Consider the following 22328-nt stretch of genomic DNA (forward strand, 5'->3'; position numbering starts at 1 on the left):
AGTTTTTTATATCGTACCGTTACCATTTTACTTTGTTACCCGAGCTATTCAAAAAGCATCACACGAGGGAAAGAAACAAAGTTTAAAATTTTACAACAAATCAAAGCATGGCCGGAATCTACCTCCATATCCCCTTCTGTAAAAAAGCATGTCATTATTGCGATTTCCATTTCACTACGTCGCTTAAATACAAAGATGAGCTTTTGCATGCCATGATGCGGGAACTTGACTTACAAAAAAAGTATCTCGGTCCGACAAGCATCGAAACAATTTACTTCGGCGGTGGTACTCCTTCCCTCATTGGGGCGGGTGAAATTCAACGATTAATTGATAAAATCCATCAGATTTATACCGTGAGTTCTGATCCTGAGATCACACTAGAAGCTAATCCGGACGATTTGGATACTGCTTCGGTTCAGGCTTTAAAGTATACCACTATCAATCGGCTCAGCATCGGAATCCAGTCGTTTTTTGAAGAAGACCTGCTTTGGATGAACAGGGCCCATAATGCCACGGAAGCCGACAGTTCTGTGAAACGAGTTCAGGATGCCGGGTTTGAAAACATCACTTTGGATTTGATTTATGGCTATCCATTATTAAGCGATGATAAGTGGAGGTCGAACATGCAAAAAGTCATTGCCATGAAAATCCCCCATGTTTCGGCTTATGCTATGACTGTTGAAGCGAAAACTGCCCTCGCGTCATTTATTAATAAAGGTAAGCAGCCGGCAATGAATGAATCCCAGAGTGCCAGAAACTATTTGTCTCTTATCGAAACACTTTCAAATGCGGGCTTTGAACACTATGAAACTTCAAACTTTGCAAAACCCGGCTGCTATTCAAAACACAACACAAATTATTGGAAAGGCGTTTCTTACTTGGGCGTTGGTCCCTCAGCACATTCTTTTAATGGCGCAACCAGGCAATGGAATGTAGCCAATAATGCAAAATACATTGATGGGATTCTAAAAGGAAATATCCCTGCCGAACAGGAAATTCTCACTATCACAAATCGGGTGAACGAGTACATCATGACATCCTTACGAACGCAGTGGGGCATGGATCTGATTAAAATTGAAAATGAATTTGGGCCTGATTATAAAAAACAAATTGAGGCCCCGTTGAAACAGTTTATAGAAAAAAAACATATCATTTTAAAAAACAATACGGTAATTCTTACAACAGAGGGTAAACTTTTCGCAGACCGGATCAGCTCCGAATTATTTTTATCGGAGTAGTAAATGAACGCGAGTTGCATCTTCCATCCTGATTATTAGACCAATATCGAAAATTTCACTACAATCTACTTTCAATCTTTATAGGAGCGGGTTGGAAAAACTCCCTTCTTCGCTGCCTGCCTTAACTCATTTTTTAGACTTACGAAGTCATTGAGACTTCGTTAAGTCTAAGTATTCGAATTTCTCTTTAACAGCAGACACTTATAAAAATACGCGGCCCAAAAAATCCAGGCCACTATAATTCTCCGTAATTCTTCATGACTATAAATTAAACTATACATCATGAAGAAAATTTTTACTGTAATAGCATTAGCAGCTAGTGTAATTACATCTCAATCGTTCGCGCAGAAAACTAAAATGGTAGGCGGTGCAGCAATGTATCCTACAAAAGACATTGTAGATAATGCTGTCAATTCCAAAGACCATACTACATTGGTTGCTGCCGTAAAAGCTGCCGGATTGGTGGAAACCCTTAAATCAGAAGGCCCGTTTACCGTATTTGCTCCAACCAACGCTGCATTTGATAAATTGCCTGAAGGAACCGTTGCCACTCTGGTTAAACCAGAAAATAAAGCGATGCTTAGCTCTATTTTAACTTATCATGTTCTGGCCGGCAAATTGAGCTCTGCTGAAATTGCTGCAGCTATTAAAGCAGGCCGCGGGACTGCGGAATTTAAAACCATACAGGGTGGAAGAATTTGGGCGATGATGAAAGGAAAAGACCTCATTTTAAAAGATGAAAAAGGCGGAATGTCTAAAGTCACAATAGCCGACGTATTTCAGAAAAACGGAGTAATACACGTTATTGAGACAGTAATAATGCCTTAAGTAATTTAGGATGACCCGAAAAAACCCGCCCCACAGGTGGGTTTTTTCAGTTTAGAATTCGCCAAATCCCAAGCAGAATAAATCATCTGAATAAACCATTGAATTATAAACTATACATTTGTCGATGCAGCAGGTAGTTTGTTTTGGAGAAATATTGTGGGACAATTTCCCAAGCGGAAAAATGGCAGGCGGAGCCCCTATGAATGTGGCGTTACATCTTCATAAGCAAGGTACTGGCAGCCGCTTAATCAGTAGCGTGGGCAATGATCAGAACGGAAAGGATCTAATCGCATTTCTCGCTGAACATGGCTTATCAACTGAATTTATTCAGCAACATTCAACCCTACCTACAGGGATAGTTGAGGTAAAACTTGACGAAAACGGGCAAGCCACATACACCATTGTAAAGCCAGTTGCCTGGGATGAAATTGTTTATCATGAAAACTTAACCTCATTGATCAAAACCGCAGATGCCTTAGTGTTTGGAAGTCTGGCCTGCAGAAGCGAAATAAGTTACCACACATTAATGAAACTAATTGAGACTAGTAAAGTCTCAATTTTCGATATGAATTTGCGCCCTCCGCATTTCAACATGAGTATCCTGGAGAATTTAATGAACAAAAGTACTATTCTGAAAGTAAACGAACATGAACTGGAATATCTTACAACTCATTTGTCGCTTGCAACAGAAGACATTGAAAAACAATTAAGTAAACTAAGTAGTATTACCCAAACTTCGACCATTTGCGTAACACTGGGTGATAAAGGGGCCTGTATTTTTCATGAAGGAGAGTTTTATACTCATCCTGGTTTCTCAATAAAAGTGGCCGATACTGTAGGCGCGGGAGATTCATTCTTGGCTGCCTTTATCAATGGCTACTTACAAAACACGCCAATGCAGCAAACATTAAGCCGGGCCTGTGCCGCGGGGGCCTTAGTTGCTTCAAGACATGGCGCCAATCCACCGTATACTATTGATGAAATAGCTGAGTTCATCAATTTTTAATTTTACAAACTTATAACATCCCCTGCAATACAAACTTTTAAATTCGTTATAACATATATCAATAGAAAGGGCGAATCATGCGGGGACACTCATTTTCAAAATATCTACCAAATGAGCTTCCAAAAGGAGGGTTTGAGGAGCTATTGAAATTATTTCTTGAGCTACTAAATTATACATCCGGCGATGCTAACGAAGCACTTACCTGGATGAATGAATTAGACAAGCAATATAATCTTACCAGCGATGAATATGGAATGGGAGATTTTATTGATGATCTGAAGAACAAAGGGTATTTAGATGCAGCCGATACTAAGGGCGGGTTTAAAATTACAGGAAAAACCGAGCAAAGCATTAGAAAATCAGCTCTGGAAGAAATATTCGGAAAACTTAAGAAGTCGGGTAAAGGAAATCATAACACGAATATCTCTGGAATTGGAGAAGAAAAAAATGCCGACAGGCGTGAGTTTCAGTTCGGCGACAGCCTTGATCAGATAGACATGACCGCGTCTATACATAATGCTCAGGTTAATCATGGCATAGGCGATTTTACTCTTACTGAACGCGATCTGGAAGTTGAAGAAAAGGATTATAAATCAATTTCTTCAACTGTATTAATGATAGACATATCGCATTCCATGATTTTATATGGTGAGGACAGAATAACTCCCGCAAAGAAAGTTGCCATGGCACTCGCCGAATTAATCAAAACCAAATATCCTAAAGACACACTGGACATTGTAGTGTTTGGAAACGATGCCTGGCCGATAACATTGAAAGAACTGCCTTATTTACAGGTAGGTCCTTATCATACCAATACTTACGCCGGACTGGAGTTAGCTGCCGATATACTACGAAGAAGAAAAACGCATAACAAACAGATTTTTATGATTACCGACGGGAAACCCACCTGTCTGAAAGAGGGTAATAAATATTATAAAAACAGCATTGGCCTTGACCGAAAGGTGGTGAATAAAACACTTAACAAGGCGGCAGAATGTAAACGTTTAAATATTCCAATAACTACGTTTATGATTGCTAAAGATCCTTACCTGCAACAATTTGTTCGTAAGTTCACCGAAATAAATGGCGGTAAAGCATTTTACAGCTCGCTTAAAGGATTAGGCGAATATATATTTGAAGATTACATCAGAAACAGAAGAAAAACAGTAAGATAAAAACCAGGCATGCCACATTAAATATGGCATCGGCCAATGAATTACTGATCTCGGATCTCTCTACAGAAAAATGAAGCAACACGAAATAAAAACCTTAGGTGAACTAAAAAAATCAGGTTATCAATCCCGTTCCATTAAGCAGGAATTAAGAGATAATCTGATCAAACAGCTAAAAAACAAAGAAGTTGGATTTGAAGGCATAATCGGTTATGAGGATACGGTTATTCCTGATTTGCAAACAGCCATTTTATCACAACATAATATATTGCTGTTAGGCTTACGCGGACAAGCAAAAACTCGCATTGCAAGGCTAATGGTAAATTTACTGGATGAATATATTCCCTATGTGTACGATTCGGAATTATATGATGATCCTCTGAATCCAATTTCATGGTTTGCACGCGAGCAACTGGAGAAGCATGGCGATGACACACCCATTGCATGGTTGCACCGCGATGAACGTTATACCGAAAAACTAGCAACTCCCGATGTAACGGTAGCAGATTTAATAGGCGATGTAGATCCGATTAAAGCAGCTTCCTTAAAACTTCATTATTCTGATGAACGGGTTATTCATTATGGATTGATCCCCCGGGCGCACCGCAGTATATTTGTAATTAATGAGCTTCCTGATTTACAGGCAAGAATTCAGGTGGCATTATTCAATATACTCCAGGAAAAAGACATACAAATACGCGGTTTTAAACTACGTCTTCCACTCGATGTTCAATTTGTATTTACGGCAAATCCTGAAGATTACACTAACCGGGGATCGATTGTAACCCCATTGAAAGATCGTATCGAAAGCCAGATATTAACTCATTACCCCAGAAGCGTGGAGATTTCCCGCAAAATCACTCAGCAGGAAGCAAGACTTACTGAAGAGCAGATAATAAGCGTCGAGTCGGATGGCCTGGTTAAGGACCTTATCGAACAAATCGCCTTTGAGGCGAGAAACTCTGAATATATTGATAAAAAATCCGGAGTATCCGCAAGATTAACCATTACAGCCTACGAAAACCTCATCAGTACTGCTGAGCGCAGAATGCTGATAAACAACGAAGAAAGAACCTTTGTCAGGATATCCGATTTTCTTGGAGTAATTCCGGCAATAACCGGTAAAATTGAGCTTGTATATGAAGGCGAGCAGGAGGGTCCGGCTAAAGTTGCAAACATTCTGGTAGGTAAAGCGATCAAATCCCTGATGTCTCAGTATTTCCCCGACCCTGAAAAACTAAAACGATCAAAAACAACAAGTCCATATACCGAAATAACAGGTTGGTTTGGTATGGGTAATAGTATAAGTATTGTAGATGATCTTTCTGAAACAGAATACAGCAGCATCTTAAACTCTGTTCCCGGCCTACGCGATTTGGTCAAACTGTTTCATCCAACATTAATCAACTCCCAGCAATTACTTTTAATGGAATTTTTATTGCATGGTCTTTCAGAGTTCTCACAGGTCAGCAAATCATACCTTGATAATGGTTATGCGTTTAAAGACATGCTCGGCAGTTTATTTAATGCCAAATTCGATGAAGATGATGATGACGATGATTTCGACAATCGCTAACCATCATATTTTTAAACATCTTCGTTAAAGAATTTGCCAGATCAAATTCCAATTTCAACATTCGTTAAAAACATTGCATGTCCGACAGGTTAATTCCATTACTAATCATTAGTGTCTTACTTCTAATTATAGACTGGTATATTTTCAAGGCACTTCTGTCTTTGAAAATAAAAGCCATAGAAAAAAGAAGGAACACGTTTAGCTATTTATATTGGGGATACAGCGTTCTCCTTATCCTGGGAGTTTTCCTGGGAGTATATTTAAATATAAAACTTACGGCAAGGGCCATAATATTGGTGGCATTTTTCCTGACTTTTGTAACTAAATTTTTCTTTTTACCTTTTCTTTTTATTGATGATATAAGAAGAGCTTTTATTTGGTTAACACGGAAACAAGCAAAAGAAAATCCTCTGGATCTTCCTTCAGATGACAATAAAATCCCCCGCTCAGAATTTATTGTTAAGTCAGGTTTACTGGTTGCTGCAATTCCTCTTGCCTCTTTAAGCTGGGGCATTGCTTCGGGTGCATACGACTATCAATTGACGAGAAGAAAACTGTATCTGAAGAACCTGCCGAAAGCTTTCCACGGGCTTAAGCTGGCGCAGATCTCTGATATACATTCGGGCAGCTTTTACAATAAAAAGGCTGTGTTGGGGGGGGTTGAGATGGTGCTTTCCGAAAAACCTGACCTGATTTTATTTACCGGTGACCTGGTAAATAATCTGGCTTCCGAAATGAAAGAATATCAGGACATATTTTCTAAAATCAAAGCCCCTCTAGGAGTGTATTCCGTTCTTGGGAATCATGATTATGGAGACTATTACTTTGGCAAAGAGCCGTCAGCAGCAAAAGCAAAAAACCTGGAAGTAGTAAAAAGCATTCATGGGCTTATGGGCTGGGATCTGTTGTTAGATGAACATCGAAAGATAAAAGTAGATAATGAAGAAATAGGAATTCTTGGCTGCCAAAACTGGGGGGCTGGCCGCTTTATTCAAAAAGGCAATTTAGAAAAAACACTTTGGGGTACTGATGAGCTTCCTGTAAAACTTCTCATGTCTCACGACCCATCTCACTGGCGGGCCCAGGTTCTGCAACATCCTGACATAGATGTTATGTTTAGCGGACACACACATGGAATGCAGTTTGGTGTAAAGACGAAGGAATTTCAATGGAGCCCGGTTGAGTACATCTATAAAGAATGGGCCGGTTTGTATACAGAAAAAGAGCAGCAACTTTACGTAAATGTTGGATATGGTTTTTTAGGGTATCCTGGAAGGGTTGGAATTCTACCTGAAATTACGATATTTGAGTTGCATCGAACCTAAGTCTCTTGTAAACAAAAACTTGCATGCCGGAAAGCCATTCGAGAATATTAAAAAACACATTTAGTCAGGCACTTGACTTCCTGCTTTTCAGCAACATTTTTATTGCCCTTTGTGCTGTAGCTCAGGCAAAGGTTACGTATCACTTACTAGGTGCGGAATGCGATAAGCATGTATTAGGCATTTTATTTTTTTCAACAATTGCGCTGTATAACTTCAGCACGTTTATGTCCAAACCGGCGCAACCCCAAAAGTCACCATTCAGAAGGGTACGCTGGGTTTATGGAAACTACCGCTTAATAATTACCCTTACGCTGATCGCTATAATTTCTTTAATAGTCCTGACCCTGTTTTTATCCGCGGCTTCTCAGGTATTACTGTTATTTCTTGGAGTTATTGCTATCTCATATAACCTTCCATTATTCAGCATTGGCGACAAAAGGTTTGGCCTGCGAAACGTTCCCGGATTAAAGCTCTTTCTTATCGCTCTCATATGGTCATTAAGTTGTGTGCTTTTACCCATTGTAGAACTGGGAAACAACCAGTCTGTAATGATATCCGCAAATGACACCATACTTCTTATTGCCAAACGTTTCCTGCTTATTGCGGCCATTACCGTTCCTTTTGATATCCGGGATTTATTTCAGGATAAAAGCTACGACCTTAAAACAATTCCGGTTATTCTCGGAGAGAGAAAATCCTATTTGGTTTGCCAGATACTCCTGGCTGCTTATTTAACTTTATTGTTTTTATTTACCAGGCAATTTAACGCAGATTTCTTTGCGCTTACTCTTACTATTTTCCTGACGGGATGGTTAATCTTTAAATCGGAATGGAAGAAAAATGAATACTATTACTTCCTGTATCTCGACGGAATAATGATATTGCAATTTCTAATGCTTTATTTATTTAGTCTGCCTAATCAGTACTAAATTCCTTGGAGTGCTCGGTTGAAATTCAAATGCATCGCCGGGCGATCTTTATCCTGCTTACTCGTTGTAGGCAAACCCCAATACATACCTGCTTATCCGAATCCATTTATATGTCAAAACCCCGCGTTTTTTCAACGCGGGGTTTTGCACTGGATATTTTTTTAACAAACAAACTTATATCCTATCCCTCTGACAGTTTGCAAATATCCCGGAGAATCTGGATTATCTTCTATCTTTTTGCGCAATCTTACGATATGCATGTCCAGGGTCCGGGTGTTAACATCCGAATTATATCCCCAAACAACCATCATCAATTCGTCACGATGAATTACTTTATTTGCATTTTTAAGAAAATAGAGCAGTATTCTATTCTCCAAAATGGTGAGTTCAATCTTTTTGCCCGCTTTTAAAAGAGAGTGAGTATTGGGATGATGCTCCATATTTCCGAACCGGTGCATTTCGGTTTTTTCATTATTAATAACAAATTTCACCTTGTTTTCAATCAGAGCAACCAAAACATCCATATTAAAAGGCTTGGTCACATAATCGGACACCCCAAAGTTGTAAGCGTTAATCTTATCAACATCCTGAGCTTTTGCAGTCATCATAATAATAACACCTTCGAATCCCTTATCTCTTACGTTTTTACAAACTTCAGACCCCTCCTTTGATGGTAGCATCCAATCAAGCAGAACAATATCCGGATTCTCTTTTAAAATTATTCCTTCCGCTTCATCACCATTAGAAGCCTCGAACACGATATATCCCTCAGCCTGTAAACGATGAGAAACCAGGAAACGAAGATTTTCGTCATCCTCAACAATAGCAACTTTTATGTCTATATTCATATTTTATGGTTCGTATGGTAAAACTATAGTAAACTCAGAGCCTATTCCGACTTTACTTTTAACAAAAATATCACCCTTCATAAAGTTAACCAGTTCCTTACAAAACGCCAACCCTAAACCCACGCTTCCCTGCTGATTGTATTGACTTTGAATTCTGTAGAATTTCCTGAAGATATTTTCCATTTCTTCTTTTGCGATTCCAATTCCCTGATCGGCAAACCTTAGTACAATCTTACCCCGTTCTAAAGAAATATCAATATGTAATTCTTTCTGTTTAGGCAATGAATATTTATATGCGTTTTCAATAAGATTTTGAAAAATACTTGACATTAAGACCGGGTCGGATCTAAAATTTTCAACCTTACGGATGTTGTAAGTTATCTGATAATCGGGATATTTAATCTGATAGGCATCTATCAGATTCTGAACAAACACCTCAAGATTAATATCTTCATTCTTTATTTGAATGGATTGATTTTCTATCTGAGTAAAAGACAAAAGTTTATTCATCAGATCATTCAGCTTATCAGCCTCCTCATCCAATATTTTCCCGTATCTGAAACGTTCCTGATCAGAAATTTTGTTCGCACTCCTGATATTATTCCCCGCAATTTTAATTACACTTAATGGTGTTTTAAATTCATGTGTGAAATTATTTATAAAATCATACTGTAGCTTAAACATCCTGCTGTTGATATTCAGATTGCGATAAATTAAATAGGCGATGAAACCTAAAATACCATAAATAATTAATATTGAAAAAGCAACAGGCATAAACCGTCTGGTGATTTCCCTGGATAAAAAGCTTCTGGAAGAGCTGAAAAATAATTTATAATCGGCAAATGCACCAGAAAGTGCTAAATCGGTATTCATTAAATCGGGATCTGTATCTACCGATTCAAAAACTATGGGCTGAATGTTTATTTCCTGGTAAAGTTCCGGATGATTGTTCTTTATGCTTAATTTATATGGATTTAGCCGAAATGACAGAATGTCCTGTTCATAGATTGGTGAAGGGCCCTGATCTTTATTTATTAAATCCCGAAAAATCTGCAATTCTTCATTCCGGGGATTATTCATGAAAGTTATCCGGTTATGAGTTATATTATAATAAACTTCAAATAAGTTGTTCTCGGAAAGACTTTTAGTGGTATCAATGGTTTCTACATAAGCGGAAAATTTTGACGCCATACGGTTAAATTCATCCATAGCCCGGTTAGAGGGTATTTTATCCGGACTTTTATATAACAGTACGGAATCTGCGGGGACGTCTCGTCCTAACTGATAAACGGCTTTTGGAACAATTGAGAAGTTATTTATTCTAAATGCATTTGGAATAGAATGATTGCTTACCTGGGTGTCAAAAAAGATAATCCGGCTAACAAAGGGATATTTTCTTAAGACTGTATCGGAATACTTTACTACTGAAGCTGAGTCAAGATACCCTTGATAAAAAGAAATTTCAGGAATTTTATTTAGAAAAAAATCATTATAGGGCTTAACTGTTTCTTCGAGAACAGAAATCTTTTGGGTGTTAAACTCATTTTCAACATACTTTTCAGTGAAATTCCGCGCAAGCACCAGAGCGATTATTAGCGAAATAGTAATAAGAACTAAAAAACTGGCATTAAGGAGATGATTTTTACGGTAATAATATGCCTTAAAACTTCCCATACGGCTAATTACTTCTTAAGATTGGCACTGAAGAATTTCTCAAGTTCATTGAAAAACTCCACGCGCATCTCAGCATTTCTAAAGTTATAATCCCTGCCTTCCTTTGTAATATAGGTAATTGGAACCTTACGCTTCTTTAATTCTTTTACAAATTGATTAGTCTCGTTAACATTCACCCGCGAATCTTTAATATCCTGTGCTATTAACAGGGGTGCCTTGATTTTATTGGCATGAAAAACAGGCGACACAGCCCTTAATTCATCCATCTCCTTCTCTGGATTACCGACCATTTCGTAATACATTTGTAAGGTTGGCTTATAATGTGGCGGCACCGCTTTTATATACGCGAACAAATTAAGAAATCCTGACTGTGACGCCCCGCAGGCATACAGATCGGGTTGAAAAGACAAGGCATGCAGAGCACTGTAGCCACCAAAGCCAAAACCATAAATACCAATTTTTTTCTTATCAGCAATCCCTTCCGCGATTAACCAATTTACCCCATCTGTGATATCGTTTTGAATATCTGTGCCCCATTTTTTAAAACCTGCTATCCAAAACTTCTTACCATAGCCTTTGGAACCTCTGAAGTTCACCTGAAATACAGCATATCCCCTGTTTGCTAAAAATTGCACTTCCGAGCTAAAGCCCCATGAATTTCTGGACCACGGGCCTCCTCCTCCATGAGGAATTACTATTAACGGGAGCTTTTTAGCTTTATACCCCAAAGGCAATGTTAAATATCCATTTATGATTAATCCATCGCGTGATCTAAATGAAACGGGCTTCATACTGCACATCTGATCTTCAGGTATAGTTGGGTTAATATCACTAAGCTTTACCAGCTTTTTGTTCCTAACCGAATAATGGTAGAAAGCGCCAGGTGTTTTATCTGTAAAGGTTCTGATAACAAATTGCTGCTCATTTAAATCTCTGTCTGCAACCCTGATCTCATTATTTGGAAGAAGATTTTCCAGGTGTTTATACACAGCTTTTACAGAGTCATTTAAATAGATCCGATCCTTTTTCCATGTCTCAAAACCTGCAAATAAAAGCTTATGGCTTGAAGTAGAATAAGCCGCTTCAGATATATCAACATCCGGATGAGATACAATGATTTTTGTCTCCTTTCCTGTTATGCAATCAAATTCAACCAGTGCTGTTTTATCTCTGTTTAAATTTGATAAGGCATAAATACGACTCTTTATCTTCTTACAAAAGCCAACAGGGGTGATTTTATTCTTAAAGTTATTGGTTATTACCGGCCTGAAACTTTCCTTTTCTGAATTTCTAAAAAGCAACGTTTCATTTACGCCATCACTCGCCAGCGCCATCCGCAACATTCCATATTCATCAGCAAACCATTGTATAATATTTCCAGGATTCTTCTCTGCCAGAGTCAGCTTTCCTTCCCTTATGTTTAAACGATATGCATCAAATATGGTCGAATCCCGCTTATTAAGAGCGATTAATAACTGATCATTGATAATATTATCTGAATTAATAAGCCGTACACGCACCGAGTCCACTGGTAATAATCCCCGAAAATTTTTGCCTGCTCGGTTAACTGCATATAAATGGGAACTTTTCTCCTTTCCGTTATCATTCATAAACAACAATTCATTGTTATTGGCCCAGCAATAAAATGTGGTATTGTATTGCGTTTCGTCGGTTATTCTCGTTACATTTTTTCCATCTATAGACTGTACAAAAATGTTCATCCTGTTTTTATACGGCTGCTGATAGGATATGTACCGACCGTCGGGTGAAATTTTAAAGGAGGTTTTAACAGGATTTCTAAAAAAATCTTCAATAGGAATTTTCTTTGCAGTACGTTCATACGAACATGCCGCCAACAGGAACAACCCGATAACACTTAACAACTTCAACTGTTTCTGCATAAATAATATAACGACCCCTTCCATCAAGAATAATAAACGAAGGGTTTAAAATACTAAAATATGCCTTTTCTAAATCCCAACAAGTAACAATTAGAATACAGCTGATTTCGAATAGCTCAATAGTTTTCGATGCAATAATAAAAAATTACATTAGAAAATGAAAAGTAAGCAATTTCGTTATCTTTATTAATGCGGGGCGTAATACATCATTTTTTTAGAAGATTCGCTTTTGTAAACATCATGAAATCACTCCTATTTACATTGTTTTTTGTATCTGCTTTTTTCTTCTCTCATGCTCAGGTAGCTTCTGAAGATGTACTGGCTTTACAATATTATCAAAGTGGAGAGTTCGAAAAAGCGCTCAGTATTTACCAAAAGCTATTCAGCCAGAGTAAAAACCAAGCTCAGTATTATGATGCTTACTTTAACACCCTGATTAAGCTGAAACATTATGATGATGCCGAAAAACTGGTAAAAAAGATGTCCAGTGCCAACAAAGGCAATTTTAGTTATCAAATAGATCTGGGAAGGTTGTTTAGGGAACAGGGGCAGCAGGAGAAAGCTGCCGATATCTATAATAATCTGATTAAAAACCTTCCGAAAGATGAAGCCGCAATCAGAGATCTGTCAATATCTTTTTACAGAGCTGATGCCTATGACTTTTCAATTAAAACTTTATTAAGCGGTCGCAAAATACTAAATGATGAAGAGGCATTCGCTTTTGATCTGCTTGCACTTTACAGATATCAAAAAAACAAAGGCATGCTGGTTCAGGAATACATAAATCTTTTTAGTAAAGAGACAAATGTGCAATTAGTAAATCAAGCCAAAAGTGCTTTTTCATCTCTTTTCGAATCTTCAGAAGATTATGATATCCTTAAAACAGCTTTACTGAGAAAAATTCAGAAAGATCCTCAGAACATTGCCTTCTCTGAAATGCTGGCCTGGCAGTATATTCAGCAAAAAGAGTTCGATATGGCTTTAAAGCAGATTGTGGCCCTTGACAAACGACTGAAAGAAGAAGGCGACCGCGTTTATGATTTGGTATCGATTTTTCTTGCTAATAAAGCATACGAACAGGCTATTGAAGGATTAGAATACCTCCTAACCAAAGGGCCTTCCAGTTCGCATTATGTGCCTGCAAAAATGCAAATTCTGTATACCAAAAATCAGCAGCTGATTTCTGGAAAATTTAGCAATGCGGAACTATTGCAGCTCGAAAAAGATTATTTATCCTTGCTGCAAGAGTTTGGAAGAACCCGAAATACGGTCTTTGCCATGCGTCAGCTGGCTTTACTTCAGGCATCCTATCTTAACAAAGCAAAGCTTGCTGAAACATTACTCGAAGAAACACTAAAAATTCCGGGACTCACCGCGACTCTTACCGGCCAGACAAAATTAGAACTTGGTGATGTATATATTTTAACGGGAGAAGTGTGGGAAGCGGCCTTAATTTACGGACAGGTGGAGAAAGAATTTGCAAACGAACCAATAGGGCAGGAAGCTAAATACAAAAGCGCCAAGCTTTCTTATTACCAGGGAGACTTTACCTGGTCCAGAGCGCAGCTGGATGTGCTTAAAAGTTCTACTTCTCAGCTCATAGCAAATGATGCCTTAAATCTAAGTTTACTAATCGCTGAAAACACTGAATCGGAAGCAGACACCAATGCTTTGAGAAAATATGCAAAGGCCGATTTTCTGATCTTTATCAATCAATACGATAAAGCATTGAAGACACTTGATAGTATAAACATCCTTTATCCTAAAAACTCACTTGAGGACGATATCCTGATGTCTAAGGCACGGATTTTCCAAAAACAAAATCTTCTTGATAAATCAATCGAACAATTAAATTTAATTGTGGCAAAGCATGGTACGGATTTATGGGCTGATGATGCTTTATTTATGCTGGCAGAGATCTATGAATTATCCCTTAATAATAATGCGAAAGCATCTGAGTATTACCAGAAAATCATTATAGACTTTCCAGGGAGCCTTTATGTAACAGAAGCTCGTAAGCGTTTCAGGGTATTAAGAGGTGATAATCTTGGCTAAGAATAAAGAGGATTATCTATCTTCGCAGCATGATTCTTTACAACATTACAGTTATTATTGAAGAAGGTATTGAAACTGACTGGCTGAAATGGATAAACCAATATTTTGTTCCCGAAGCCTTGTCAAGTAACTTATTAGTATCCAGTCGTTTACTAAAGGTTCTGGACTCTCCAAACGAAGGCAGCACTTTTTGCCTGCAATTCATTGCAGATAATATCCAAAATTATAATGAATTTAAAAACTTACACGCATCAGCTCTTTTAGATGCACATGCATTAGAGTTTAAAAACAAATCCGTTTTTTTTAGCTCTGTAATGGAATTTATAAATTAAGATGATATTTAAAGAAACTTCAATTCCTGGAGTAATTATTATTGAACCCAAAGTATTCAGGGATGACCGCGGATATTTTTTAGAAAGCTATAATAAAAAAACGTTTTTTGATGCGGGCATTAACGCAAACTTTGTTCAGGATAATCAATCATTTTCACACCGCGGCACATTGCGGGGTTTACACGGACAAGCAGAACCCTTTGCACAAGGCAAGCTGGTAAGAGTTATTCAGGGTCGTGTTATTGATATTGCAGTCGATATTCGGAAGAGCTCTCCCACCTATGGCCAATATGTAAGCGCCGAATTAAGCGGAGAAAACTTTAGAATGTTTTGGGTTCCACCGGGTTTTTTACATGGCTTTTCAACACTTGAAGACAATACTATATTCGCATATAAGGTAACCAACTTATATGATAAGGCTTCAGAGATTGGAGTAAAATGGGATGACCCGGAATTAAATATTGATTGGGGCTTAGAGGCTGATGAAGTAATCCTTTCGGATAAAGACCGGCTGCTGCCTTTGTTTAAAGACTTCACCAGTCCGTTTTTTTAATAAATTAAACCTATAAGGATTTAAAAAGCCCTATAGGTTTAATTTATACTCTTATTCTTCTTTTATCAGATTATACAACTCGTCCAGTTTTGGCGACAGAACTATTTCAATTCTTCTGTTACGACTTCTCGCATCACCTGCATTACCTGCAGCAATGGGTTGAAACTCGCCTTTTCCAGTAGCAGTAATCCGATTAGATTCGACGTTTTGCTCATCTGTTAAGTAACGTACTACAGATGTTGCACGCAATACGCTCAAATCCCAATTGTCCTTTATCTGACCAAGATTTACTACCCGCTGATTATCCGTATGTCCTTCAACAGAAATATTAATTTCAGGCTGTGTTTTTAATACTTTCGCAAGCTCGGTAAGTGCTTGCCGGCCTTTTTCATCTATTACAATACTTCCGCTGGGAAATAATAACTTGTCGGTTAAAGAAACATATACTTTCCCGTTTTTTATGTCAACGGCTAAACCACTTTTCTGAAATCCTAATAAAGCTTTTTGAAGTTTTTCCTTTAAAGCATTGGTAGCGGCATCGCGTTTACGCAAAATATCTTCGACCTCCTTTAAACGGGCTTCACGGCGTTCAAGATCTGCCGCCAATCTTTTTATTTCAGAGGAACTATTAGCGCGAAGTGAAGCATAATTGGCATCAAGGCCGGTCAGCTTGGATTCAAGATCCACCATTCGGTTATTTATTCGGGATGTATCGCCTTTTAACCGGGCTATTTCTTCCTCAAGAGTTTCAATTTTCACATTTGCGTCACTCCACCCTACAGATAGAGAATCTCTTTCTGCAATTAATGACTGATATTTTTTTGTTGATAAAACAATGCAAGAACTTAAAAACAAGGTTCCGAACAACAAACAAAGTATTTTATTCATATAGCAATATTAAGAAATAGCATTTCGCAAAAAAACCATTAAAGGAAATAATTTTTTAAGGCTTGATAAAATCGAATCGGCAGATAGTTGCCGGGTTAAAACCCTATCAGTAATAGGGGCAGTTGCTGTAAAGCTTTTAAGCTTTAGATATTCGATATCTTCATGATCTGAACTATAGCCCTTAGGCGTAGTTTTAAGAACTCCCTCCCTGTCTAATTCTCCAAACTCTTTAATAAATGAGGGTTCGTTTATAATCAACCGTAGTTCGGACCCATTGTAATCAATTTCCTGACGTATAGCCTTAAGTTCTTCAGTTTCCGGGAACCATGAACCACCGGCAACGAAAGATTTTCCAGGCTGAATATGAACATAATATCCAGGCCCTTTAAAATTCTTCCCGTTAGATGAAATGGCAATACCGAAATTCGTTTTAAAAGGTGTTTTATCTTTACTAAAACGTATATCCCGGTAAATCCTCATTACACAGTCTTTTGGATTCAAATCTGCAGGAATCGTAGAATCAAACTCTGATAAGCCGGCAATTAGTTTGGAAGTAAATTGAAGAACATTTTGACGGGCAGTTTCATAATCAGCTTTGTTAGCAATAAACCACTCCCGGTTATTATTCTCAGATAATTTTTTTAAAAATTCCAGGGTTGATGCTTCAATCATTCCGTGCAATTAAAGGATCATTATCCTGTTAATTCAAATTAATCTTTTCGTCTTTTATATCTATAAGAATATCTTTTCGACGGTACTTCTTATACCAGATAAATCCAACCGCGGCAACTGCCAGGTACGGCATTGCGAGAAGATATAGAATTCCATCATTCAAGCCATTCCCTTGCGTGTTACCATTTTGTACCGAGTTTTCGGCATTTAATGTACACATGGAGCATTGAGCATCAGCGCTTGATGATAGACTCAACACAAAGAGAAAACAAATTACAACCGCACAATACTTCACAAATTTCATATAGAAGGAATTTGAAAGATGAGACACCAGTTTTTGAACATGGCACCCACCAAACCGTAATAATACAAAGGTAATTAAATGTGTTATGAGCCGATAATTTTAAATGTTAATTAAATGCAAAAAATCACAAGAACAGCCCGGCCTGATGACAATTTCAAAAGGTATAATAAGGCGCTATCATTAAATAAACTATTACTCCTGTAACAGTTACATAAAGCCATATAGGGAAGCTCCAGCGAACCAGTTTCTTATGTTTGCCTACATTTAATTTCAAGCCGCTGTAAAAGCTTAAAAGGACTACAGGCAAAACAAGCGCAGCCAGAATAATATGAGTAATCAATATAAAATAGTAAATATACCGTACAACACCCACTCCCCCATAAGTTGTTCTGATGCCGGTTGCATGGAAGATTATGTATGAAACCAGAAAAAGCGAAGAAAGAATGAACGTGGTTATATTAAGGATTTTATGAGTTTGTATATTCCCTCCTTTAATCTGGTATAAAGAAATCAATAATAGCACACTACAGGTTCCGTTGATTATTGCATTTAATTTGGGGAGAAAGAAGACCCATGAGGGAACTGTAGTTCCCTGGGGGAAAATAGTAATAACGTGGCTTTGCAGCACAAGCACAACCAAAAACACAACAATGGAAACCGCGGTGATCAAACGGACAACAAGTTTATCGTTCATAACTCATTTTATTGGTTTTAATGCTGTAGCCTTTCGAAGCTCCTCAGTAATCTGTACTTTAATTTCATCAATAAGTTTATCAACCTGCTCCTTACTTGTCGAATCATAATAGCCACGAATCCTCTTATCGGCATCAATAAGAATCAACAGCGGACTATGAACGATACTATCAGCGGAACTGCCTGAATATGCATCTACGAGGAAATCCTTCCTTGCCAGTTCAAAAATAAACGCCTTATTACCTGTTAGAAAACTCCATCTGACAGGCTTAGCCTTATACGTCTTCGCATATACGTTCAACACGGAAGGACTATCGCGTTCAGGGTCAACGGAAATTGAGTAAAACTTTAACCTTTTGTTGTTTGGATACTCGGCCACAACACGGGCCATTTGCCTATTCATCTCTTTGCAAAAAGTATTACAATTTGTAAAGAAAAAATTAACTACTGTAATTTGGTTGCTATCTGTAGGAATTCCAATGCTATCACCGGTATTACTTACTAATTTAAAGTCTCTGATCGTATGATAAAGCGTATCAGGGATCTTTTTACCATGCTTTGTATGAAATGTTGAAGCAACCTGTTTGGGCCCGAAAATATCTAAAGGCCTGTACCTGTTTTGACCTTTTTCGGTAAGCAGATAATATAAAAATCCTGGTACCGCTAAAAGAGATACCAGGATCAGAATTTTTTTAATAGAAAACTTATTGTTCATTAATTCATATGTACATTCAGGTATGCCCCTTCTGTAAGCATTAAGACTATAAAGTAAACAATAAAGATCAATGCAAGCACGATACAAGTTATGAACCCATACTTCTCAAACTTAAGGTGCATAAAGTAAGCTACGATATAGAATGCTTTAAGTAAGGTAAGGCCTATATAAATAAAGTTACCCACTCCCTGACTCATATAACCTCGTGGAATTAAAACCAAGGCTATTATAAATTCAATTGCTGTTATGCCTAACAGATAGAAGAATACGTTCCAAATTTTCCTCTTAGTCATACCTGCATGTTCACCATGCACAGCTTCTTCTGTTGTATGTGTTGTATGTTCTGACGCCATATTAGTTCTGATGATTAAACAAGATAAAAGAAAGTAAATACGAATACCCAAACTAAATCTACAAAGTGCCAGTACAAGCCAACCTTCTCCACCATCAGGTAACTTCCTCTTTTGTGGAAAACATTACCAATTGTCATGAATAGAATAATAATATTAATTATCACTCCACTAAAAACGTGGAAACCGTGAAATCCGGTTATGGTAAAAAACAAATTTGCAAACTGTGTGGCACCAACCATATCACCTCCTTTGTAAAACTCAGGAATACTTCCCCACCAGTAACCTTCATGATGAAGATGTGACCATTCTGCAGCCTGGCATCCTAAAAAGGTTGCGCCACCAATAATTGTCCATATCATCCAGGTAATTACTTCTTTCCTGGAATTACGATGTCCGGCTTCCACTGCCAGCACCATAGTTACAGAGCTCATAATCAGGATAAAAGTCATTATTCCCACAAAAACAAGTGGAGCGCCATGATCTGTTATACCGGGGATTGACTGAAACACATCATCCGGATCGGGCCAGGTAAGTTTGCTAAAACGTTGTGCCCCGTAATAAATTAAAAATGCAGAGAATGTGAATGCATCAGAAACAAGGAAAAACCACATCATTATCTTGCCGTATTCGACATCAACTGGTGATTTTCCACCGTCCCAAGCACCGGTTTTTACTTCGTCTAATTGTGAGATAGTAGTACTCATTACGTTATTTTATTGGTTCAAAAGTAAGAAAACATATAAATAAATCCATAGTATATCTATAAAATGCCAAAATATAGATGTCGCTTCCAGCCGGAAGTTATTTCGAACCGGAGAAACGTTTGTAAGCTTCCCGGTAAAGGCTCTGAAAAGTAAGATTATTCCTACAATAATATGCAGTAAATGTGCGGCAGTAAACACATAAATAAAAGAGTGCGATGCATTGGGATTTACAAAGGTGACACCCTGATTAAACAGCGTGATCCATGCCTGTACCTGGAACAACAGGAAGGCAATTCCAAGAATGATCGTTATTGAAAGGTATAAATTTTGTTTACTGAACTGAAGCCTCTTTCCTGAAAGATAAGCCCAGTGCATGCTAATACTGCTTAATATAATAACGGCAGTACTATATTTGAACACTTGCGGAAGCAGGATTTTAATTCCTCTTGAAGGATCCCCGGCTGTATAAACTATAAAACCACTGGTAAGTCCTGCGAAAAAAATAAATGAAGAGACAAGAAATAACCACATCATGAACTTCCTGGCTTTGAGGTTCTCTCTATCCTGATCTATATGCTTCTGTGTCATAGCAATATCCATATTTATTACCTTATAAAATCAAACAATAATACCAACTGTACGAGAGGAAGGTAAAAGAACGATCCAAACATCACTTTTTGTGCTGAAGGAATATCTAACTTCCTGTAAAGATCAAATGCGAACCAACAAAATATCAATCCGGCTACCAATGATACAGTGCCAATGATGTAACCCCCAAAACCCATTATAGTTGGTAACAAACTTACCGGCACTAAAACAATGGTAGATAAGAACGTTATTAAAGCACTCGTCTTATCGCGTTTGGTAGTAGGAAGCAGCCTGAAACCTGCTTTCTTATAATCGTCATCCAAAACCCAGGCTATAGCCCAGAAATGCGGGAATTGCCACACGAACTGTATCAGAAAAAGAATGATGGGAATCCAGGATATTTTAGGGTTGTCAAATGCCGCGAAATATCCTATAAGCGGAGGTAAAGCACCCGGGAACGCTCCAATGAAAACCGCTATCGGAGATTTCCTTTTTGAAGGGGTATACAAAAAAGCATATAAAAATATTGAAAAGACCGAAAGTACTCCGGTGAGAAAATTAAGTCTTACGAGGATTAATGTACCGGCTATACCCATAAATAAACTAAGCACCAACGCCTGACCGGTAGTCATTCTTCCTGCAGGAATTGGACGGTCGCTGGTACGCTTCATTAATTTATCAAGATCCTTTTCAATAATCTCATTAAACCCATTTGCTGCACCTGTCACCAAAAAGCCCCCTATTGTTAATATTAACCAGTTTGACCAATCGATAAAACCCTGCTCTTTACTACCGATTAAAAACGATACAGATGCGGAAAACACTACCAAAAAGGTAAGTCTTAACTTAATTAATTTTTTAAAATCTGAAATAAAACTTCCTTCTGCCACTTATCTTACAATTCTGGATTTATATAATTTGTTCTGCTTTAATAATAAAAGCAGGTAATATTGGGCCCCAAAGATTAAACTTGCCAATAATAAATGCACTGTTTGAGCAACCGGAGGCAAAGCATAATGGGAAAGGATAAACCCTGTGCTAATCTGTGCCACGATCAATACCATGATATAGGTCATATACCTAAAATGATACGTGCTTCCTATAAATTTCCTCCGTATCAGTACAAGAAGTACCAAATTGAAGATGAAAACCACAATTGCCAGGTCGCGATGTATGTTGAATTGAAATCCAATCTTTTGCACCCAGCCTGAACGTTGCATATAATTTAAAGAATCAGCAATAGCATCGATCTGTTCGCGTACTTCCGTCCCCAATGTAATTTGGAAAATCGTTAGCAATAATGCTATAATGGTTATTATCCGTAGTACGCCTGCCTGCTGGTTTGCCAATAAACTTCTGTCCCTTAAAATTCGGGCCTGAAAAAAAGTGTAAATACTAATTGCGACAATCGCCAGCGCGACTAACATATGTATTGTAACCACCCAGGCAAGCAAATTTGTAGAAACCACAATTGAGCCTAACCATGCCTGAAATACCACCAAAAAAAGATTAAACAGACTTAAAAAGAATATCCTCTTCCTTGACTTTAAATATGTTAATGAAAAAAGAGCACATCCAAGCAACAGGAAACCAGTAATAGCTCCAATTAAGCGATTTACATATTCCGTCCAGGTTTTAGCTGCATTGAACTCTTCCGGTTGCAAAATACTTTTGTCCTCTCTGATGCGGGAAGCCAAATCAGAAAAACCCAATAAATCAAGACTCTTTGCAAATCGCTGATTCTTAGCTACCCGATGCTGAACAAATTGTTCCTGGTAATTATTGGGAAGCTGAGACGTCTCTGTTGGCGGAATCATCCGGTCGAAACATTTTGGCCAGTCTGGGCAACCCATTCCTGATCCAGTACTTCTAACTACTCCCCCGGCAAGAATCAATATAAAAAGAGAGATAATGGCAATCCTATTTGTGACCAGAAATCTTCTTTCGCTTGAGGGATACATAGTTTATAAAAAA

The 22328-nt window shown here is 37.9% G+C and carries 23 protein-coding genes; 10 read left to right on the forward strand and 13 right to left on the reverse strand.

The window, feature by feature from the left end; translation table 11 throughout:
• Nucleotides 1-107: 107 nt before the first annotated feature.
• The 7 genes from hemW to WG906_RS10020 all read left to right on the forward strand — a co-directional run bounded on the left by hemW (nt 108) and on the right by WG906_RS10020 (nt 8074).
• On the forward strand, nt 108-1238 hold the full coding sequence (gene hemW / locus WG906_RS09990; protein WP_339992447.1) for a radical SAM family heme chaperone HemW: 1131 nt from the start codon (nt 108-110) through the stop codon (nt 1236-1238).
• Between the two features lie 282 nt (nt 1239-1520).
• The gene (locus tag WG906_RS09995) at nt 1521-2066 is read left to right on the forward strand and encodes a fasciclin domain-containing protein (protein WP_339992448.1); all 546 of its coding nucleotides are present in this window, start codon (nt 1521-1523) and stop codon (nt 2064-2066) included.
• A 124-nt stretch (nt 2067-2190) separates the two neighbouring features.
• Nucleotides 2191-3072, forward strand: coding sequence for a carbohydrate kinase family protein (locus tag WG906_RS10000; RefSeq protein ID WP_339992449.1), 882 nt, complete (start codon nt 2191-2193; stop codon nt 3070-3072).
• Between the two features lie 77 nt (nt 3073-3149).
• Complete coding sequence (locus WG906_RS10005; RefSeq protein ID WP_339992450.1) at nt 3150-4247, forward strand: vWA domain-containing protein; 1098 nt, start codon at nt 3150-3152, stop codon at nt 4245-4247.
• Nucleotides 4248-4317: 70 nt separating this feature from the next.
• A complete protein-coding gene (locus tag WG906_RS10010; RefSeq protein ID WP_339992451.1) occupies nt 4318-5820 on the forward strand; it encodes a sigma 54-interacting transcriptional regulator in 1503 nt (500 codons plus the stop codon).
• A gap of 77 nt (nt 5821-5897) precedes the next feature.
• Nucleotides 5898-7145, forward strand: coding sequence for a metallophosphoesterase (locus tag WG906_RS10015; protein ID WP_339992452.1), 1248 nt, complete (start codon nt 5898-5900; stop codon nt 7143-7145).
• 23 nt (nt 7146-7168) lie between these two features.
• Nucleotides 7169-8074: a UbiA prenyltransferase family protein gene (locus WG906_RS10020; protein ID WP_339992453.1), complete on the forward strand. Its 906-nt coding sequence runs from the start codon at nt 7169-7171 to the stop codon at nt 8072-8074.
• A 161-nt stretch (nt 8075-8235) separates the two neighbouring features.
• On the opposite strand, the gene WG906_RS10025 is transcribed toward WG906_RS10020, so the two are convergent.
• From WG906_RS10025 to WG906_RS10035, 3 genes are read right to left on the reverse strand one after another with little or no spacing between them, the layout of a single operon-like run.
• On the reverse strand, nt 8236-8922 hold the full coding sequence (locus tag WG906_RS10025; protein ID WP_339992454.1) for a response regulator transcription factor: 687 nt from the start codon (nt 8920-8922) through the stop codon (nt 8236-8238).
• A gap of 3 nt (nt 8923-8925) precedes the next feature.
• Nucleotides 8926-10596 (reverse strand): sensor histidine kinase, encoded by a 1671-nt coding sequence (locus tag WG906_RS10030; RefSeq protein ID WP_339992455.1) that lies wholly within the window; start codon nt 10594-10596, stop codon nt 8926-8928.
• 8 nt (nt 10597-10604) lie between these two features.
• The gene (locus tag WG906_RS10035) at nt 10605-12497 is read right to left on the reverse strand and encodes a S9 family peptidase (RefSeq protein ID WP_339992456.1); all 1893 of its coding nucleotides are present in this window, start codon (nt 12495-12497) and stop codon (nt 10605-10607) included.
• A gap of 240 nt (nt 12498-12737) precedes the next feature.
• On the opposite strand from WG906_RS10035, the gene WG906_RS10040 reads away from it, so the two are divergent.
• The 3 genes from WG906_RS10040 to rfbC are packed head-to-tail and all read left to right on the forward strand — an operon-like array spanning nt 12738 to nt 15437.
• Entirely contained in the window at nt 12738-14552 is a 1815-nt protein-coding gene (locus WG906_RS10040) for a tetratricopeptide repeat protein (protein ID WP_339992457.1), read from the forward strand.
• A gap of 29 nt (nt 14553-14581) precedes the next feature.
• On the forward strand, nt 14582-14884 hold the full coding sequence (locus WG906_RS10045) for a DUF4286 family protein (RefSeq protein ID WP_339992458.1): 303 nt from the start codon (nt 14582-14584) through the stop codon (nt 14882-14884).
• Nucleotide 14885: 1 nt separating this feature from the next.
• Nucleotides 14886-15437, forward strand: coding sequence for a dTDP-4-dehydrorhamnose 3,5-epimerase (rfbC, locus tag WG906_RS10050; protein ID WP_339992459.1), 552 nt, complete (start codon nt 14886-14888; stop codon nt 15435-15437).
• A gap of 51 nt (nt 15438-15488) precedes the next feature.
• Here rfbC and WG906_RS10055 read toward each other — a convergent pair whose 3' ends face one another.
• The 10 genes from WG906_RS10055 to WG906_RS10100 form a co-directional block, all read right to left on the reverse strand.
• Nucleotides 15489-16325: an OmpA/MotB family protein gene (locus tag WG906_RS10055; protein WP_339992460.1), complete on the reverse strand. Its 837-nt coding sequence runs from the start codon at nt 16323-16325 to the stop codon at nt 15489-15491.
• A 9-nt stretch (nt 16326-16334) separates the two neighbouring features.
• A complete protein-coding gene (locus WG906_RS10060; RefSeq protein WP_339992461.1) occupies nt 16335-16997 on the reverse strand; it encodes a DUF2461 domain-containing protein in 663 nt (220 codons plus the stop codon).
• Between the two features lie 28 nt (nt 16998-17025).
• Nucleotides 17026-17301, reverse strand: a complete 276-nt coding sequence (locus WG906_RS10065) for a hypothetical protein (protein ID WP_339992462.1) — start codon at nt 17299-17301, stop codon at nt 17026-17028.
• 154 nt (nt 17302-17455) lie between these two features.
• On the reverse strand, nt 17456-17995 hold the full coding sequence (locus WG906_RS10070; RefSeq protein ID WP_339992463.1) for a DUF420 domain-containing protein: 540 nt from the start codon (nt 17993-17995) through the stop codon (nt 17456-17458).
• A gap of 3 nt (nt 17996-17998) precedes the next feature.
• The gene (locus WG906_RS10075; RefSeq protein ID WP_339992464.1) at nt 17999-18709 is read right to left on the reverse strand and encodes an SCO family protein; all 711 of its coding nucleotides are present in this window, start codon (nt 18707-18709) and stop codon (nt 17999-18001) included.
• The gene (locus WG906_RS10080; RefSeq protein ID WP_339992465.1) at nt 18709-19062 is read right to left on the reverse strand and encodes a cytochrome C oxidase subunit IV family protein; all 354 of its coding nucleotides are present in this window, start codon (nt 19060-19062) and stop codon (nt 18709-18711) included. Before WG906_RS10080 ends, WG906_RS10075 begins: the two co-directional genes overlap by 1 nt.
• A gap of 14 nt (nt 19063-19076) precedes the next feature.
• On the reverse strand, nt 19077-19766 hold the full coding sequence (locus tag WG906_RS10085) for a cytochrome c oxidase subunit 3 (RefSeq protein ID WP_339992466.1): 690 nt from the start codon (nt 19764-19766) through the stop codon (nt 19077-19079).
• Nucleotides 19767-19775: 9 nt separating this feature from the next.
• Entirely contained in the window at nt 19776-20354 is a 579-nt protein-coding gene (locus WG906_RS10090; RefSeq protein WP_339992467.1) for a cytochrome c oxidase subunit 3, read from the reverse strand.
• A 17-nt stretch (nt 20355-20371) separates the two neighbouring features.
• Nucleotides 20372-21244, reverse strand: coding sequence for a heme o synthase (cyoE, locus tag WG906_RS10095; RefSeq protein ID WP_339992468.1), 873 nt, complete (start codon nt 21242-21244; stop codon nt 20372-20374).
• Nucleotides 21245-22315, reverse strand: a complete 1071-nt coding sequence (locus WG906_RS10100; protein ID WP_339992469.1) for a COX15/CtaA family protein — start codon at nt 22313-22315, stop codon at nt 21245-21247.
• Nucleotides 22316-22328: the final 13 nt, after the last annotated feature.

The sequence above is a fragment of the Pedobacter superstes genome (genome assembly GCF_037622515.1).
In the GTDB taxonomy this organism is placed as follows: Bacteria; Bacteroidota; Bacteroidia; order Sphingobacteriales; family Sphingobacteriaceae; genus Paradesertivirga; species Paradesertivirga superstes.

What these genes read in the sequence shown, in the direction of transcription:
- hemW (WP_339992447.1), top strand. Translation starts at nt 108, where the DNA reads ATGGCCGGAATCTACCTCCATATCCCCTTCTGTAAAAAAGCATGTCAT.
- WG906_RS09995 (WP_339992448.1), top strand. Translation starts at nt 1,521, where the DNA reads ATGAAGAAAATTTTTACTGTAATAGCATTAGCAGCTAGTGTAATTACA.
- WG906_RS10000 (WP_339992449.1), top strand. Translation starts at nt 2,191, where the DNA reads ATGCAGCAGGTAGTTTGTTTTGGAGAAATATTGTGGGACAATTTCCCA.
- WG906_RS10005 (WP_339992450.1), top strand. Translation starts at nt 3,150, where the DNA reads ATGCGGGGACACTCATTTTCAAAATATCTACCAAATGAGCTTCCAAAA.
- WG906_RS10010 (WP_339992451.1), top strand. Translation starts at nt 4,318, where the DNA reads ATGAAGCAACACGAAATAAAAACCTTAGGTGAACTAAAAAAATCAGGT.
- WG906_RS10015 (WP_339992452.1), top strand. Translation starts at nt 5,898, where the DNA reads ATGTCCGACAGGTTAATTCCATTACTAATCATTAGTGTCTTACTTCTA.
- WG906_RS10020 (WP_339992453.1), top strand. Translation starts at nt 7,169, where the DNA reads ATGCCGGAAAGCCATTCGAGAATATTAAAAAACACATTTAGTCAGGCA.
- WG906_RS10025 (WP_339992454.1), bottom strand. Translation starts at nt 8,922, where the DNA reads ATGAATATAGACATAAAAGTTGCTATTGTTGAGGATGACGAAAATCTT.
- WG906_RS10030 (WP_339992455.1), bottom strand. Translation starts at nt 10,596, where the DNA reads ATGGGAAGTTTTAAGGCATATTATTACCGTAAAAATCATCTCCTTAAT.
- WG906_RS10035 (WP_339992456.1), bottom strand. Translation starts at nt 12,497, where the DNA reads ATGCAGAAACAGTTGAAGTTGTTAAGTGTTATCGGGTTGTTCCTGTTG.
- WG906_RS10040 (WP_339992457.1), top strand. Translation starts at nt 12,738, where the DNA reads ATGAAATCACTCCTATTTACATTGTTTTTTGTATCTGCTTTTTTCTTC.
- WG906_RS10045 (WP_339992458.1), top strand. Translation starts at nt 14,582, where the DNA reads ATGATTCTTTACAACATTACAGTTATTATTGAAGAAGGTATTGAAACT.
- rfbC (WP_339992459.1), top strand. Translation starts at nt 14,886, where the DNA reads ATGATATTTAAAGAAACTTCAATTCCTGGAGTAATTATTATTGAACCC.
- WG906_RS10055 (WP_339992460.1), bottom strand. Translation starts at nt 16,325, where the DNA reads ATGAATAAAATACTTTGTTTGTTGTTCGGAACCTTGTTTTTAAGTTCT.
- WG906_RS10060 (WP_339992461.1), bottom strand. Translation starts at nt 16,997, where the DNA reads ATGATTGAAGCATCAACCCTGGAATTTTTAAAAAAATTATCTGAGAAT.
- WG906_RS10065 (WP_339992462.1), bottom strand. Translation starts at nt 17,301, where the DNA reads ATGAAATTTGTGAAGTATTGTGCGGTTGTAATTTGTTTTCTCTTTGTG.
- WG906_RS10070 (WP_339992463.1), bottom strand. Translation starts at nt 17,995, where the DNA reads ATGAACGATAAACTTGTTGTCCGTTTGATCACCGCGGTTTCCATTGTT.
- WG906_RS10075 (WP_339992464.1), bottom strand. Translation starts at nt 18,709, where the DNA reads ATGAACAATAAGTTTTCTATTAAAAAAATTCTGATCCTGGTATCTCTT.
- WG906_RS10080 (WP_339992465.1), bottom strand. Translation starts at nt 19,062, where the DNA reads ATGGCGTCAGAACATACAACACATACAACAGAAGAAGCTGTGCATGGT.
- WG906_RS10085 (WP_339992466.1), bottom strand. Translation starts at nt 19,766, where the DNA reads ATGAGTACTACTATCTCACAATTAGACGAAGTAAAAACCGGTGCTTGG.
- WG906_RS10090 (WP_339992467.1), bottom strand. Translation starts at nt 20,354, where the DNA reads ATGACACAGAAGCATATAGATCAGGATAGAGAGAACCTCAAAGCCAGG.
- WG906_RS10100 (WP_339992469.1), bottom strand. Translation starts at nt 22,315, where the DNA reads ATGTATCCCTCAAGCGAAAGAAGATTTCTGGTCACAAATAGGATTGCC.